The 14,775-nt window shown below is 61.4% G+C and carries 14 protein-coding genes; 7 read left to right on the top strand and 7 right to left on the bottom strand.

Translation table 11 applies throughout. The features are described 5' to 3' along the window. The first annotated feature begins 25 nt into the window (after nucleotides 1–25). The 4 genes from JNL55_RS34265 to JNL55_RS34250 are packed head-to-tail and all read left to right on the top strand — an operon-like array spanning nucleotide 26 to nucleotide 3,416. Nucleotides 26–1,822 carry an ABC transporter transmembrane domain-containing protein gene (locus tag JNL55_RS34265; RefSeq protein ID WP_415923219.1) on the top strand — a complete coding sequence of 599 codons (1,797 nt, stop codon included), beginning with the start codon at nucleotides 26–28 and terminating at the stop codon, nucleotides 1,820–1,822. Between the two features lie 12 nt (nucleotides 1,823–1,834). After that, nucleotides 1,835–2,569 (top strand): hypothetical protein, encoded by a 735-nt coding sequence (locus tag JNL55_RS34260; RefSeq protein ID WP_293865458.1) that lies wholly within the window; start codon nucleotides 1,835–1,837, stop codon nucleotides 2,567–2,569. A 39-nt stretch (nucleotides 2,570–2,608) separates the two neighbouring features. After that, nucleotides 2,609–2,836: a hypothetical protein gene (locus tag JNL55_RS34255; RefSeq protein ID WP_293865455.1), complete on the top strand. Its 228-nt coding sequence runs from the start codon at nucleotides 2,609–2,611 to the stop codon at nucleotides 2,834–2,836. Next, the gene (locus JNL55_RS34250) at nucleotides 2,829–3,416 is read left to right on the top strand and encodes a nucleotidyl transferase AbiEii/AbiGii toxin family protein (protein WP_293865452.1); all 588 of its coding nucleotides are present in this window, start codon (nucleotides 2,829–2,831) and stop codon (nucleotides 3,414–3,416) included. The genes JNL55_RS34255 and JNL55_RS34250 overlap by 8 nt, the downstream gene beginning before the upstream one ends. 40 nt (nucleotides 3,417–3,456) lie before the next feature. Here JNL55_RS34250 and JNL55_RS34245 read toward each other — a convergent pair whose 3' ends face one another. The 4 genes from JNL55_RS34245 to JNL55_RS34230 form a co-directional block, all read right to left on the bottom strand. Then, on the bottom strand, nucleotides 3,457–3,945 hold the full coding sequence (locus JNL55_RS34245) for a DUF934 domain-containing protein (protein WP_293865449.1): 489 nt from the start codon (nucleotides 3,943–3,945) through the stop codon (nucleotides 3,457–3,459). Further along, nucleotides 3,920–5,578 carry a nitrite/sulfite reductase gene (locus JNL55_RS34240; RefSeq protein ID WP_293865446.1) on the bottom strand — a complete coding sequence of 553 codons (1,659 nt, stop codon included), beginning with the start codon at nucleotides 5,576–5,578 and terminating at the stop codon, nucleotides 3,920–3,922. Before JNL55_RS34240 ends, JNL55_RS34245 begins: the two co-directional genes overlap by 26 nt. 92 nt (nucleotides 5,579–5,670) lie before the next feature. Further along, entirely contained in the window at nucleotides 5,671–6,549 is an 879-nt protein-coding gene (locus JNL55_RS34235) for an acyl-CoA thioesterase (RefSeq protein WP_293865443.1), read from the bottom strand. A 1-nt stretch (nucleotide 6,550) separates the two neighbouring features. Continuing rightward, nucleotides 6,551–7,624 (bottom strand): NAD(P)/FAD-dependent oxidoreductase, encoded by a 1,074-nt coding sequence (locus JNL55_RS34230; protein WP_293865440.1) that lies wholly within the window; start codon nucleotides 7,622–7,624, stop codon nucleotides 6,551–6,553. A 190-nt stretch (nucleotides 7,625–7,814) separates the two neighbouring features. On the opposite strand from JNL55_RS34230, the gene JNL55_RS34225 reads away from it, so the two are divergent. Both JNL55_RS34225 and JNL55_RS34220 read left to right on the top strand, forming a co-directional pair. Further along, nucleotides 7,815–8,294 (top strand): (2Fe-2S)-binding protein, encoded by a 480-nt coding sequence (locus tag JNL55_RS34225; protein ID WP_293865437.1) that lies wholly within the window; start codon nucleotides 7,815–7,817, stop codon nucleotides 8,292–8,294. A gap of 16 nt (nucleotides 8,295–8,310) precedes the next feature. Beyond that, the gene (locus tag JNL55_RS34220) at nucleotides 8,311–10,587 is read left to right on the top strand and encodes a xanthine dehydrogenase family protein molybdopterin-binding subunit (RefSeq protein ID WP_293865434.1); all 2,277 of its coding nucleotides are present in this window, start codon (nucleotides 8,311–8,313) and stop codon (nucleotides 10,585–10,587) included. A gap of 9 nt (nucleotides 10,588–10,596) precedes the next feature. On the opposite strand, the gene JNL55_RS34215 is transcribed toward JNL55_RS34220, so the two are convergent. From JNL55_RS34215 to JNL55_RS34205, 3 genes are all read right to left on the bottom strand, one after another. Beyond that, nucleotides 10,597–11,247 carry a response regulator gene (locus JNL55_RS34215; RefSeq protein ID WP_293865431.1) on the bottom strand — a complete coding sequence of 217 codons (651 nt, stop codon included), beginning with the start codon at nucleotides 11,245–11,247 and terminating at the stop codon, nucleotides 10,597–10,599. Continuing rightward, on the bottom strand, nucleotides 11,244–12,956 hold the full coding sequence (locus JNL55_RS34210; protein ID WP_293865428.1) for a GAF domain-containing sensor histidine kinase: 1,713 nt from the start codon (nucleotides 12,954–12,956) through the stop codon (nucleotides 11,244–11,246). Before JNL55_RS34210 ends, JNL55_RS34215 begins: the two co-directional genes overlap by 4 nt. Before the next feature lie 117 nt (nucleotides 12,957–13,073). Further along, complete coding sequence (locus JNL55_RS34205) at nucleotides 13,074–13,568, bottom strand: hypothetical protein (RefSeq protein WP_322111070.1); 495 nt, start codon at nucleotides 13,566–13,568, stop codon at nucleotides 13,074–13,076. Nucleotides 13,569–13,831: 263 nt separating this feature from the next. Between JNL55_RS34205 and JNL55_RS34200 the strand changes: the two genes are divergently transcribed. Continuing rightward, nucleotides 13,832–14,686: a metal-dependent hydrolase gene (locus tag JNL55_RS34200; protein WP_293865425.1), complete on the top strand. Its 855-nt coding sequence runs from the start codon at nucleotides 13,832–13,834 to the stop codon at nucleotides 14,684–14,686. The last annotated feature ends 89 nt before the right edge of the window (nucleotides 14,687–14,775 follow it).

The raw sequence follows: 14,775 nt of genomic DNA, 5'->3' as shown, positions 1-14,775 counted from the left end.
ATTCGATAGGGACGTTTGCCCGCGCATGTCAGCCAACCCGGAAAGACCGAAGGCCTCCTCGTTGCGGCCGCTGCGAGAGCTGTGGCCGTACCTGCGCAAGTATTCCGGCATCCTGACGCTGGCGATGCTCGCACTGCTGGTCGCGGCCGGCGCGGCGCTGGCGGTGCCGATGGCGTTTCGCGATCTCATCGATCACGGCATGGCGGCGCAGGACGCTGCCACCATCAATACTTACTTCGTCGCATTTCTCGCCGCCGCGGCTGTGTTCGGCGTGTTCGCAGCGGCGCGCTTCTATTTCGTGACCTGGCTGGGTGAGCGAGTGGTCGCTGACTTGCGAGCGGATGTCTATTCGCGCGTGGTGCGCATGGACCCGACGTTCTTCGAAGTCACGCGCACCGGCGAAGTTTTATCGCGACTGACCACCGACACGACGGTCGTGCAAGGCATCGCCGGCGTCAATCTGTCCATGACGTTGCGCTCGGCCGTGCAGATGACCGGTGCGTTGATATTGATGATCGCGACCAGCCCGTCGCTGGCCGGCATGATCGTGGTGCTGATTCCTCTGGTCATCGCGCCCATCATCATCGTGGGCCGCAAGCTGCGCACCTTGTCGCGCGAGTCGCAGGACAAAGTGGCGGACACCAGCGGGTTGGCCGGTGAGACGTTGAACGCGATTCAGACGGTGCAGGCGTTCACGCTGGAAGGCCTGCATACGCAGCGTTACAGCAAAGCGGTTGAAGAGTCGTTCGTCGTGGCGATCCGCCGCTCCAAAGTGCGAGCGGTGATGACCGCCATCGGCACGATGATGATTTTCGGCGCCATCACCTTTGTGTTGTGGCAGGGCGCGCATCGCGTGCTCGACAAAGAGATGACGGGCGGCGAACTCAGCCAGTTCTTGATCTACGCCGTGTTGGTCGCCGTCAGCGCCGCGACGTTGAGCGAGATGTGGGGCGAAGTGCAGCGTGCGGCCGGCGCCATGGAGCGCTTGATGGAGCTGAAGGTTGCCACGCCGAACATCGTCGCTCCGCCTCAGCCGCAGGAGTTTCCTTCGCCGCCAGTGGGACGCATTGGGTTCGAAGGTGTGTCGTTCCGATATCCCTCGCGGCCCGAAACGCTCGCGCTCGATCATTTATCGTTGACCATCGAGCCCGGCGAGACGGTGGCGTTCGTCGGCCCTTCCGGCGCCGGCAAGAGCACCACGTTTCAACTGCTGCTGCGGTTCTACGACCCGGCCAGCGGTCGCGTCGTCATCGACGGCGTGGACATTTCTAAAGCCCGGCCCGAAGACGTGCGCGCACGCATTGGATTGGTGCCGCAGGAAACCGTGCTGTTCGGCGCGAGTGCTCGAGAAAACATTCGCTACGGCCGCCCTAGTGCCTCCGATGCCGACATCGAAGCCGCCGCTCGCGCCGCCGGTGCTCACGACTTCCTCAGTGAACTACCGCAAGGCTACGACACGTTCCTCGGCGAAAAAGGCACTCGCCTGTCCGGCGGCCAACGCCAACGCATCGCCATCGCTCGCGCTTTGCTGAAAGATCCGCCGATTTTATTGTTGGACGAAGCCACCAGTTCGCTGGACGCCGAGAGCGAACGTTACGTGCAGGAAGCGCTGGAACGGCTGATGCAACATCGCACCACGCTGGTAATCGCGCATCGCCTGGCGACCATCCTGAAAGCCGACCGCATCGTCGTGCTGGACCACGGCCGCATCGTCGACATCGGCACTCACTCGCAACTGCTCGCAAGCAACGAGCTCTACGCTCGCCTCGCAGCGCTGCAGTTCGCCGATCTAAGCGGTAGCTCGCCAGCTACCGCAGCGTAATCACGTAGGGTCATGGAACGACTCCCCATCCTTGCCATCGTCGCTGCCGCCGTACAACGTTATAGACAGCTATTCCCGGACTTGATGCGCGTAATTGCGCTACCTGCGCTGGCGCATGCGGTGATTCTGTATGTTTGGTTCCGGCTCACGGCGAACCAAAAGCCGCTGTTCTTGCTACTTTGGGTAGCGCAAGGCTTCTTGATGACGCTGGCCGCGCATTCATGCCATCGAGTCATCCTGTTGGGTCCTGAATCCGTTCCACCATTGGGCAGCTCCGGCACCGCTGCTCGCGACTGGCGCTTTCTGTGCACAGCAGTCGCACTGTTCGTCACGATCAGTCTGCTGCAGCTATTGGGCAACATGGCGATCTTCATCCCGCTGTCAGCCCTCGCGCCTAACACGGCCCCAGCGAACAGCGATCTAGCAGTGACACTCACTTGGCTGACGTTCCTTCCCGCGCTGTACGTCACGTGTCGCTATGCCGTTTGCTTACCTGCCGCTGCGGTGGACCGCCGGCTCCTTGCCAGCCAAGCCTGGCAGCTCACCCAGGGCCATGGTCTGCGCTTGCTGCTGTTGGTCGGCATCGCTCCGTGGCTATTCCATTTGGTGCAACGCTGGCTGGCGAGCTCGTTCTCCATCGACGCCGACTACATCGTGGCAGCGAATCTACTGTTTTGGTTGTTCCTGCCACTGGAAATCGCGCTGCTGTCAGTGTGTTACCAACGGCTCAGCAGAGCAGCTGCATAGCGCCACGCTTTTGATCCAGACAGGCGTATCATCTGCGCCATGGCCTCGATTACTCCCAAAGACGCTCGCACCTATCTGAACCGCTGGGATCTGGTCCGTGAGGCAGAAGCGACCGAGCTGCGCGCCGCATCCATGGATACGAAAGCGCGCCAACTTGCGGTGCTGATGGCATCACGAGATCTCTTCCGACGCGATGAGTCGCGTGACCAGGAGATCGTCGACGTAAGAGACCGCTGGACCAGGATCCGGAGAGCGATGAGTGGCTGATGGCCTGCCTGCGAATTTGCTAAAGCCACTGCTCGATCTCGGCAGGTGGTTGGATGCAATTCAAGCGCAGTCGGTCATTGTGGGTGGAGTAGCGGCCTCGTTCTTAGGCCGGCCTCGGTTCACCCAAGACATTGATGCACTCGCCATCATTTCAGAGTCTGAATGGAGTGCAGCCGTGGGCGCGGCTAGCAACTACGGCATCGTTCCCAGAATTGACGACGCCGTCGAATTCGCGCGTCGTTCGCGAGTTCTGTTGTTACGACATCAAGAAACCCAGATCGATATCGACATCATCCTCGGCGGCTTACCCTTCGAGGAAGATGCAGTTACGAACGGCAAGCGCCACATCATCGGCGGCGTGACTGTGAGATTGCCCAAAGTTGAGGATCTTGTAATCATGAAAGCGGTGGCGCACCGCCCCCGAGATCTACAAGACATCGAGGGACTGCTTCAAGTCCATCCCAATCTGGACCTGAGTGGCGTTCGGCAGTGGGTTCGAGAGTTCGCCTCGGTGACAGGCATGTCCGAGCTGATCGAAGATTTCGACAAGCTGCTCGCTCGCGTCCATCGGACACCATAGGCGCGACGTGCCCGCGAGCGCAGGCACGCGAACTCAAGAATCAAACCGCCCGACGCTGGATGTGAACGCCGGCGGCGTCCGTCGCACCTTGGTAGGCGACCGAGAAATCGTCGAACGCGGTGAGCGCGACGTCGAGGTCGGCACCTTCGGGGAGTTCGAAGGCGTCGAAACCGCAGCGGGCCATGTAGAACAGCTGATCGCGCTGGATCTTGCCGACCGCGCGCAACTCGCCGGTGAACTTGTAGCGAGAGCGCAGTAAGGCAGCCTGGCTGTAACCGCGGCCTTCGCCGATGCCGCCGAATTCGAGCGCAACCAAGCCGATGCGAGTGAAGTCGTTCTTCAGCTCTTCCACTTTGTCGGTGACCCCGAGACGCACGCCGAGGCGGCCGTCCCACAGCCACCACTGTTCACGCTCGGCTTTCCAACGCTCGAAAGGCAGGATCAGCGCGCGTTCGCGACCGATCGGATCCTCGTCGGCGTAACGCCACTCATCGACGATAACTTCACGCTGCTTGATGAGACGGCGCATAAACCCTGGCCTTGAACGGAGCGACGCCGATACGACGGAAGGTATCGAGGAACCGTTCCTCTTCCTGCCGCTGCTCGACATAAACATTGAGGATGCGTTCGATGGTCTCGGCCACGTCGTTGTGAGCGACGGACGGACCGATCACCTTGCCCAGCGACGCATCGTGACCGCCGGTGGAACCGCCGAGAGTGATTTGATACCACTCCTCGCCGTCCTTATCGACACCCAGCACGCCGATGTGGCCGACGGAATGATGGCCGCAGCCATTCATGCAGCCGGACATCTTCAGCTGGATCTCGCCGAGGTCGTAGAGATAATCGATGTTGTCGAAGCGCTCATTGATCTGCTCCGCCAACGGAATCGAGCGGGCATTCGCCAACGCGCAGAAATCGCCGCCGGGGCAGCAGATCATGTCGGTGAGCGTACCGATGTTGGCCGTGGCCAGATCGTTGAGCTTCAACTCCTGCCACAGTGCGAACAGATCGCTCTGTTTCACGTGGGCGAACAGCAGATTCTGGTCGTGGGTCGAACGGACCTCGTCGAGCGAATACTTCTCGCCCAGATCGGCGACGCGATCCAATTCATCCGAGGTGATGTCACCTGGCGGCCGCTTCGGCGACTTCAGCGACAGGTACGCGACCCGATAGCCCGAGACTTTGTGCTTGCGAGTGTTGTACTGGTACCAGCGACGAAACTCTTCCGGCTTGCCGGTCACGACGTCCTGATCCGGCAAATTCTCGTACGCAGGCGGCGTGAACAGCGCCTTGATGCGCTCGAAGTCAGCGGCATCGAACACCGGCGCGGTGTCTTTGGCAGCCGCGAATTCCTCTTCGACCAGCTCGCGCATCTTGGCCGGCGTAATCGCCTTCACCAGGATTTTGATACGCGCCTTGTGAATGTTGTCGCGACGACCTTCGAGGTTGTACACGCGGAGGATGGCTTCGAGATACGCCAGCAAATCGCGCTTCGGCAGGAACTCGCGAATCACGTGACCGATCATGGGCGCGCGGCCGAGACCGCCGCCGACCAGTACTTCGAAACCCACTTCGCCCTGCTCGTTCTTCACCAAGTGCAAGCCAACGTCATGCACGCGTGAAGCGGCGCGATCCGCCGGAGAACCGGTGACCGCAATCTTGAACTTACGCGGCAGATACGAGAACTCGGGATGCAGCGTCGCCCACTGCCGAATGTATTCGCACCAGGGACGCGGATCTTCCAACTCATCGGCCGCGACACCGGCCAGATGGTCCGCGGTCACGTTGCGAATGCAATTACCGCTGGTCTGGATGGCATGCATCTGCACCGTCGCCAGCAGCGCCAGGATGTCGGGCACCGTCTCCAGCTTCGGCCAGTTGTATTGGATGTTCTGGCGGGTCGAGAAGTGACCGTAGTCCTTGTCGTATTCACGCGCGATGCGGCCGAGCACGCGCACCTGGGCGCCGCTCAACAGGCCATAGGGAATCGACACGCGAAGCATGGGGGCATGCTTCTGGACATAGAGGCCGTTACGCAGGCGCAGGGCCCGGAAATCGTCTTCTGACAGCGTGCCTTCGAGATAACGCCGCGTCTGGTCCCGAAACTGGGCCACCCGCTGGTCAACGAGCTGCTGATCGATCTGGTCGTACTGATACATGGTGCGCGACTGTAAGCCTGCTCCGCAAAAGCAGAAATTCGAGTTGGATATGACTAGATGTCGGTTAGAAAGGGGTTACACGGATCAACGACTTAGGTTGATTTCGGTAACCCGCCGCTGACCCGCCGGACCAGCCCTTCCTGGGCGGTGGACGCCACCAGCCGGCCATCCCGGCTGAACAGGCTGCCCCGAGCGAAGCCGCGCGCTCCCGAAGCCGTCGGGCTATCGAGCACGTACAACAGCCACTCATCGGGCCGAGCCGGGCGATGGAACCACATGGCGTGGTCGATGCTGGCCATCTGCAGCTGCTCCCGGTCGTTGGCCATGCGGGCATCCATGCTCGCCGCGCCCAGCAGGAAGTAGTCCGAGGTATAGGCCAGCAGGCAGTGATGCAGGATCGGGTCGTCGGGCACGCGATCCTTGAGCCGGATCCAGACCTTGATGCGCGGTTCACGCGGCACCTCGGCGAGTGGATCAGGCAACTCGGCCGGCCGGAAATCGAACGGATGCTCGTGAATCCGAAACGGCCGCGGCCGGTCCGGCGCCTTGCGTTTCAACTCCTCGACCGCGGTCATCAAGTCCGGCAACGATTCAGGCTCGGGCACGACCGGCATGTCGGCCTGCCGATCGATGGCGTCCTCGTCCACCTGGAACGACGCCGACATGTGGAAAATCTGTTCGCCATGCTGAATGGCAACCACCCGGCGCGAGGAAAAGCTTTTGCCGTCGCGGCTGCGGTCGACTTCGTAAACGATGGGATGGTCGGGATCGCCGGCGCGCAAAAAGTAGGCATGCAGCGAATGTGCTTGCCGGCCCTCGACGGTCGCATACGCAGCCGCCAAAGCCTGGCCGAGCACCTGCCCGCCAAACACTCGATGCCCACCCGGATCGCGACTTTCGCCGCGAAACAGGTCAACTTCCAATCGCTCCAGCTTCAGAACCTGGAGCAGATCGGCCAACAGCTCGTTCAACTCACTGCTCTCCCGCCACGCCCAAGCGCTTTTGCATGATGGGGCTGGTGGTCGTGTATTGCAGCGGAATTTTCTTGGCCGGATTCAGATGCGCGGCCACCGCGAATGCGGCCAGTGCTGCTTCGTGGAAACCGGACAGGATCAGCTTCTTTTTGCCAGGATAGGTGTTGATGTCGCCGACCGCGAAAATGCCAGGCACGCTGGTCTGGAATTTTTCGGTGTCGACCTGGATGGCGCGCTTGTCCAGCGCCAGGCCCCATTCGGCAATCGGGCCGAGTTTGGGATGCAGACCGAAGAACACCAACGCACGATCGGCGTGCAGATCTTCGAAGGCACCATCGGGCTTCTTCACACGCACGCCTTTGAACTCGCCGCCCTCGACCACCAACGACTGCGCGATGCCTTCGACGTAGCGCATGCTGCCGGAGTTGACCAGGTCGTGCATCTTGGCGACCGACGCCGGCGCCGCGCGAAATTCCGGACGACGATGCACCAACGTGACGCTGCGCGCCTTGCCGGCGAACTCCAAGGTCCAGTCCAGGGCCGAGTCGCCGCCGCCGAAAATCAACAAATGCTTGCCGGTGAACTCGGCGGAGTTTTTAACTTTGTAGTGCACGCTCTTGGCTTCGAAGACATCGACGCCTTCGCAGCCCAGCCGCCGCGGCTGGAACGAGCCGAGGCCGCCGGCAATGATCACGGTCTTGGCGTGAAAGCGCGTGTCCAACGAGGTTTTGACCAGGAAAGTGTGGTCCGGCAGCACCTTCAGCTCGGTGACTTCCTGCCCCATATGAAACTGCGCGTTGAACGGCTTGGCCTGTTGTAACAGCCGATCGACCAGCTCCTGCGCGCCGCAGACCGGCAAGGCCGGAATGTCATAGATGGGTTTTTCCGGGTACAGCTCGCTGCACTGGCCGCCGGGATGCTGAAGCGAGTCGATGATGTGGGCACGAATGCCCAATAGCCCGAGCTCGAAAATCTGGAACAGGCCGCACGGGCCGGCGCCGACGATGACCACGTCGGCTTGAATGGCGCCATCGACATCGGCAGCCACGCTGTCACTCACATCGGTACTCAAATCTACTTCCCCCCTCGAGAGTGTTCGGCAGGGATTCTACACAAGCGCCCCTGCCGTGCCTTTGCGCGTGGTGAGCTGGACTACCCACCGGCTGCGATAAGTCGCCACCGAGACGCGCCCAACTGCATTGTCCGGGCTGCCGAGCCATGGAAGAATCGGCCGCTCCCAGCCCCGAGCCAGGACGACTGCCATGCGCTTGAACATCAACGGCAAAGAACTCGCGGTCGACGATGTCGACGACACCACCCCGCTACTCTGGGTGCTGCGCGATCAGCTCGGCCTGGTAGGCACCAAATACGGCTGCGGCGTGGCTCAGTGCGGAGCCTGCACCGTGCATCTGAACGGCACGCCAGTGCGCTCCTGCGTGATCCCGGCAAGCGCGACAGTCGGCCAGAAGATCACCACCATCGAAGGCCTGGCCAGCAAGGACGGCAAGTTGAACGCCGTGCAGGCCGCGTGGATCGAGCACGACGTTGCTCAATGCGGTTACTGCCAAGCTGGTCAGATCATGGCGGCGACGGCGCTGCTCCAGACCAATCCCAAACCCACCGATGCCGACATCGATGCGGCGATGGCCGGCAACCTGTGCCGCTGTGGCACCTACACGCGTATTCGCAAAGCCATTCACGCCGCCGCGTCGAAAGCCGGCGAGATCGTGAGCAAGAACTAAGCGCGAGGGATTTCACATGAGCGCAGCCGAAACTTCGATTCTGTCCTCCGATGCGTATGTGCAGGCGTTGCTTCAGGCCGCCGAGGCGCAGTCTGCTGTTGTTAACAAGTTTAGTCGTCGCACGTTTTTTAAAGTCTCCGGCCTGGTCGGCGGTGGCTTGGTGCTGGCGTTCTATGTCGGTGAGCAAGGCGAGGCGCGGGCGAATGGCAAGGCGTCCGGCAAAACGTCTGGGGAATTTGCGCCCAATGCGTTCCTGCGCGTTTCTTCCGACGGCACCATCACGTTGTTTTCCAAGGCGCCGGAGATCGGCCAGGGCATCAAGACTGCGTTCCCGATGATCATCGCTGAAGAGCTCGATGCCGATTGGGCGCACGTGAAAGTCGAACAGGCTGCGATCAATCCAGCGGCGTTCGGTCGACAGAGCGCGGGTGGCTCGCGATCGATTCCGATGTCGTGGGATCAGTTGCGACGTGCCGGCGCTGTCGGTCGCGCGATGCTGGTTAGTGCCGCGGCCAAGCAGTGGAAAGTGAGTGAGGCCGAACTCACCACTGAGAACAGCACCGTGTTTCATAAGGCGAGCAAGCGCAAGGCGACCTACGCGTCGTTGGCTACTGCGGCCGCTGCTTTGCCGGTGCCGGATGACAAGACGATCAAGCTAAAGACTCGCAGCGAGTACAAGCTGCTCGGCAAGCGCATCGGCGGTGTCGACAATCACGCCATCGTCACAGGCCAGCCGCTGTTCGGTATCGATCAAGTGTTGCCGGGCATGCACTACGCCGTGTTCGTGAAATCGCCGGCGGTGGGCGGCAAAGTGATCGAAGCGAATCTGGATGAGATTCGGCAGCTGCCTGGCGTGACGCAGGCGTTCGTCGTCGCTGGCACTGGCAAGCCCACTGAAGTGATGCCGGGCGTGGCGATTCTCGCCAAGTCCACTTGGGCAGCGTTCAGCGCACGTCAGAAGCTGCAAGTGAAGTGGGATGAGACCGAGGCGTCCAAGGACAGCTGGTCAGCGTATGTCGAACAGGCGAAGAAACTCGCGTCGACCTCGGGGCCGGATTCGATTCGTAACACGGGCGACGTCGACAAGGTGTTCGCGGAGTCGAAGCCGGTCGAAGCTTTTTATTCTTATCCGTTCATCGCTCATGCGCCGTTGGAACCGCAGAACACCACAGCTTGGTTCAAGGACGGCGCCATCGAAATCTGGTCGCCGACTCAGACACCCGAGTCGGGCATGAAGCTGGTTGCCGACGTGCTCGGCATCGCGCCCGACAAAGTCACATTGCATCAGACCCGCGTCGGCGGTGGCTTCGGCCGTCGCTTGATGAACGATTACATGTGCGAAGCTGCGGCCATTGCTAAACAAGCCGGTGTACCGGTGAAGCTGCAGTGGACTCGCGAAGATGACATGCACCACGACTTCTATCGCGTTGGCGGCTTCCATTCGTTCAAAGGCGGGTTGGACCAGGCTGGCAAGCTGGTCGCGTGGCAGAATCATTTCATCACGTTCACTCAAGACGGCCAGCGGCCCACCAGCGGTGGCGATCTGCCCGCGGATGAGTTTCCTGCTCAGCTACTGCCCAATGCTCGTCTCACTCAGACCAAGCTGCCTCTGAAAATTCCCACCGGCCCTTGGCGCGCGCCTCGCTCTTGCTCCGTTGCATTCGCTACTCAGTCGTTCCTGCACGAATGTGCCGTGAGCGCCAAACGCGATCACTTGGAATTCTTGCTCGAGGTAATGGGTGAGCCTCGTTGGTTGCAACCAGGCAATGAGTTCGCTCTGAACACCGGCCGCGCTGCTGCCGTTATCAAACTCGCGGCGGAGAAAGCCGGCTGGGGCCGTTCATTACCCAAGGGCCGCGGCATGGGCCTGGCCTTCCACTTCAGCCACGCCGGCCACTTCGCCGAAGTCGCCGAAGTCAGCGTCGACGCCAACCGCAAACTCACCGTCCACCGCATCGTCGTCGCCGGCGACGTCGGCCCGATCGTGAATCTGAGCGGCGCCGAGAATCAAACCGAAGGCGCGGTCATCGACGGCTTCAGCGCAGCGATGGGCCAACAGATCGACTTCGAGAATGGCCGCATCGTGCAAAACAATTTCGACAGCTACCCGATTCTGCGCATCGCCAGCACGCCGAAGATCGAGTCGTACTTCATCGAAAGCGACTTCACCCCCACCGGCATCGGCGAACCCGCCCTCCCGCCAGTCGCTCCGACTATCGCCAATGCGATCTTCGCCGCGACCGGACAGCGGGTGCGGTCGATGCCATTTACCAAGGAAGGGTATTCGGTTTAGGCACGAGCCTCAGCGACGCCCGAGCCCCCGCTGGACGGCGAACAGGGCGGCTTGGGTGCGGTCTTCCAGTTTGAGTTTGGCGAGGATGGTGCTGACGTAGCCTTTGACGGTGCCTTCGGTGAGGTGCAGTTCGTCGCCGATTTGGCGATTGCTCATGCCGCGAGCGATCAATTCCAGCACGCTGCGTTCTCGTTGAGTGAGTAGAGCCAACGAATCGGCTTGGCGATTGCGCAGCTGTTCGACGAGAGAGCGTTGGGCGAGGGGATGGAGCCAGGTCTGGCCGCCGGCGACGGTGCGAAGGGCGGTGACGAAATCGGACTTGGTGACGTCTTTCAGGATGTAGCCGGCCGCGCCTGCGGCCATGATTTCGCGAACCTGACCGTCTTCGGCATACGAAGTCAGCGCGATGACTTTCACAGCAGGCGAAGTAGCACGGATCACGCGAATGGCGTCACTGGCCGCCATGCCGGGCATTTTCAAATCCATCAGTACGATATCCGGTTGCAAGCGACGCACGGCTTCGCAGGCTTCGTCGCCATTGCCGGCCTCGCCGACGATGACGAACTCTTCGCCGTCATCGAGTAGCGCACGCAGCCCTTCACGCACGATGCCGTGATCGTCGACCAGCATGAGTTTGATGGTCTGAGCGGCGGCGGTCATGGGGTGATCGCCAGCAACGGAATACGAATACATACAGTGGTCCCTCGTCCAGGCTGCGATTGAACTTCGCAGACGCCGCCGAGCGTGGCGGCACGCTCGCTCATGGTCTGCAGACCAATCCCTTGTTCAGGAGAATCTCCGGTGACTTCGGCGCGAGCGGCAACATCGAAGCCGCGGCCGTTATCTTGAATGTTCAACATCAAAACATCGTCCTTCACACCGGCGCTGACATCGAGCCGATCGGCACCCGAGTGTCGAATGGCATTCGACAGGGCCTCGCGACAAATCAAATACAAGCGTTCTTCCAACGACGGCGGCTGCGACTGATACGCAGCAAAGTCCAACCGAATGCTCGGCGTCTGCGGCGCGAGAATAAAAGCGAACCGTTGTAACGCCGCGGCCAAGCCCATTTTCTTGACGTCGGCAACACCGGCATTCTCGACCTGCGAGCCCGCATCCACCGACGGATCCGGCCGCAACTCCCGCAGCAGCGCTCGCATCTCAGCAAACGCCAATCGCGCCAATTCTTCGATACGCCGAGCGCGCCGCTCGCCTTCCGCCGGATCGCGACGCCAAGCAGGCACGATGGACTGCGACATCAGGCTGATCGAAGAAAGCGCCTGACTCACCGCATCGTGCAGATCGCGCGCCAATCGTTGGCGTTCACGCATCACCGCTGCCTGCCGCGCCTCGCGAGACAAGCTCGTATTCTTGATCGCAACCGCCAGGTGATCGGCGATGATCTGAATGCTCGCGACATCGTCTTCATCGAACGGATTCAAGCCTTCGATGTTGATACAGCCGAACACTTCGTCGCCGAGCACGATGGGCATGGCCAACTCGGTGCGCACATTGATCGGAATCGGCGGCGGCACATAGCGCGGATCCTTGCGAACATCGTTGACGACTTGCGCAGTCCGAGTCAGCACCGCCGTGCCGGTAACGCCTTTGGTCACAGGCATGCTGTGCGCCAGGTCGAGCACATCGCCGTAGTTGCCCGCATGGCCGTCGAACAACAAGAACTCCTCGTCATCATCCCGATACAACAATGGAATGACCACGTTGGGATAGCCGAGATGTTCGTGAATCACCTGCGCGGCCGTAGCCACCAGTTCATTCGCTTCCAAACCAGCAGTGATGACCCGTGCGATGTGCGCGATCAGCGTCATTCGCTCGGTGCGCCGCTTCTCGCGTTCGTAGCGCATGGCGTTTTGAATCGCGATGGCAGCGTGCCGCGCAAACAACTGCAATGTTTCCAAATCGGACGCATCGAATGTCCGCGGCGCCGGCGTACCGATACCGAACACACCGAGCAAACCGCCGCCGGGGCCAGGAATGGGCACGCCAATGACGGCGTAGTCGCGTCGCTCGGGCAAGGAAATGCGCTCCAGCTCGCCGTAGCGCTCGAAGATCACCGGCCGGCCGCTGGCCAGCACTTTGCCGATCAAGCCTTCGCCGGGCTCGAACTCGAGCCCCAACTCGGTGAGCGGCAACTGATGAATGGCTTCGACTTGCACCGTATGCCGGCGTGGCACATACAAACCGATGGCGCCGGCCTCGGCCCCGAGCAGGCCGCAGGCGCGAGTGATGATGCTGGTCAACAATGGGCGCAGCTCCAGCTCGCTGGCGATTTCTTCCAGAATGGTATTGAAGGGCTCGCTCATCGCGGGCGTGTCGCGGCCTTCGATTCGCAGGATTCCGGAGCTCACGGCAGGGTTCCGCGCGCGGTTGATGAGCGAAGTATTTGCTTCGCGCAAGCTGCGTTCAAGTGGCCTTCGGGAGCACTGACTTTGGTCATGAAAGTGCGCTCCCCTTCGCCATCGCCGCTATTTCAGCGGGCCGCCGCCGGCCGATGTGTAGCCCAACACCGCCGGCAACAGCGAACCGATCAGCCGACGGACGGCATCCCGCTCGCGCCCCACCATCTTGCGCAATTCATTGCCGATGATGGCGTCGCCCAGTGCCGCGACGGTCACAAACAAGGTGGCCGATGTGACTTTCGCGTGCACAGTGGCCGCGTCGCCTTCACCGTCCGCGCCGCGTTCGACGCTATCGATGTAGTCGCGCACCACATCCCCGATGGGGGTCAGGTGCTTGGATTCGCCGGTGAGCGCCATCCACGCCGCCAAGCGGGCCGCGCCGCCCCGGTCGAACGCGTCGAACACGATATCGACGAAATCCTTCATTTCCGCTTTGCCGGCGCGCAGTCGCATGACCGCCGATTCGATGGTGGTGGTGAGCTCGCTGACCATCTGGCGCATCAACTGGGATTGCAGCCCGGCCGCGGAGCCGAAGTGATGAATCAGGTTGGTGTGGCTCATGCCCAGGTCGCCGGCCACGGACTGTAGGGTGATGGCATCCGGTCCCTCAGCCAGGAGCAGCCGGCGCGCCGAAGCCAGAGCCAGGGTGCGGGCCTCCTCTGGCGTCCGCCGTACCCGCGGCACCCTGGGCACCGGGCTGGCGGCTTTGGCCGGCGTCCGACCGGCGGAACGGGCTGCTTTCTTCGGCTGAGTCACTATTGACAACACTCTCAATAAGAACTTTTAATACGCCAACCCCGCAAGCTTCGCAATGGAAGATGGTCATGGACACCCTCCCCACCGGCACCCCGGCCCACCTGACGATCACGCCCCGCGACTTGCGGCTGGATCGCAACGCTGCGAATCCGCGATGGTGGCACGGCGGCGACCCGGTGGCGACGGCGTTCTTCAATGCCCTGTCGGCATCCTTCCCGCAAGGCGAGACGTTTTTCATCGAGTCGGTGCGGCGTTTTCGGGGTCGCACCGACGGCCGCCTGCAGCAACAGATCAAGGCGTTCATCGAACAAGAAGCCGCGCACACGCGCGAGCACGTCGTGTTCAACAAGCTCATCAAGAACGCAGGTTATGACACGGCCGCCATGGACGCCGAAACGCGCCGTCGCTTGGACATCGCACGTTCACGCAATCCGGTGGTGCAGTTGGCGATCACCGTGGCGCTCGAGCACTTCACCGCGATCATGGCCAATTGTTTGTTGACCGATAAGAATCCCCTGCCCGGCGCGCCGCCCGAAATCCTGCGGCTGTGGCAATGGCATGCGATCGAAGAGGTGGAGCACAAGGCGGTCGCGTACGACACCTACCTCGCAGTCACGCGAGAGTTGTCGCCGCTGAAACGTTGGCTGTTACGCAGCCATGTGATGCTGATGCTCAGCTTTCAGTTCTGGTATTCCAACTTTGAGCGCATGGCCGACTTCTTTCGCCAGGACGGCATCAACACGCCGCGCACCTGGTGGCGCGTGTTTACATATTTGTGGTTCAAGCCCGGCATGATGCGCACCATCTTTTTGCCGTATCTGAGTTTCTTCCGGCCCGGCTTTCATCCCTGGGACCATGACGACGGCGCGTTAGTGCGCGAATTCGAGCAACGACTGCGGCTGGTCGAGCCGGCGGCACAGTAACTATCGACTCGTCACATTCAGCCCAGTTCGACAACGTCAACTCATAAAAAATTCCCCGCGACCGCAGCCGGAATGTGCCTACTTCCGAG

Source organism: Steroidobacter sp. (assembly GCF_016790065.1).
Classification (GTDB): Bacteria; Pseudomonadota; Gammaproteobacteria; order Steroidobacterales; family Steroidobacteraceae; genus Steroidobacter.
The sequence above is the reverse complement of the archived record's forward strand: the minus strand, read 5'-3'. Positions and strand labels throughout refer to the sequence as shown.

Coding starts and splice junctions, on each gene's coding strand:
- JNL55_RS34200 (WP_293865425.1), top strand. CDS start 13,832: ATGGACACCCTCCCCACCGGCACCCCGGCCCACCTGACGATCACGCCC.
- JNL55_RS34255 (WP_293865455.1), top strand. CDS start 2,609: ATGGCCTCGATTACTCCCAAAGACGCTCGCACCTATCTGAACCGCTGG.
- JNL55_RS34220 (WP_293865434.1), top strand. CDS start 8,311: ATGAGCGCAGCCGAAACTTCGATTCTGTCCTCCGATGCGTATGTGCAG.
- JNL55_RS34245 (WP_293865449.1), bottom strand. CDS start 3,945: ATGCGCCGTCTCATCAAGCAGCGTGAAGTTATCGTCGATGAGTGGCGT.
- JNL55_RS34205 (WP_322111070.1), bottom strand. CDS start 13,568: ATGAGCCACACCAACCTGATTCATCACTTCGGCTCCGCGGCCGGGCTG.
- JNL55_RS34260 (WP_293865458.1), top strand. CDS start 1,835: ATGGAACGACTCCCCATCCTTGCCATCGTCGCTGCCGCCGTACAACGT.
- JNL55_RS34240 (WP_293865446.1), bottom strand. CDS start 5,578: ATGTATCAGTACGACCAGATCGATCAGCAGCTCGTTGACCAGCGGGTG.
- JNL55_RS34215 (WP_293865431.1), bottom strand. CDS start 11,247: ATGACCGCCGCCGCTCAGACCATCAAACTCATGCTGGTCGACGATCAC.
- JNL55_RS34225 (WP_293865437.1), top strand. CDS start 7,815: ATGCGCTTGAACATCAACGGCAAAGAACTCGCGGTCGACGATGTCGAC.
- JNL55_RS34265 (WP_415923219.1), top strand. CDS start 26: ATGTCAGCCAACCCGGAAAGACCGAAGGCCTCCTCGTTGCGGCCGCTG.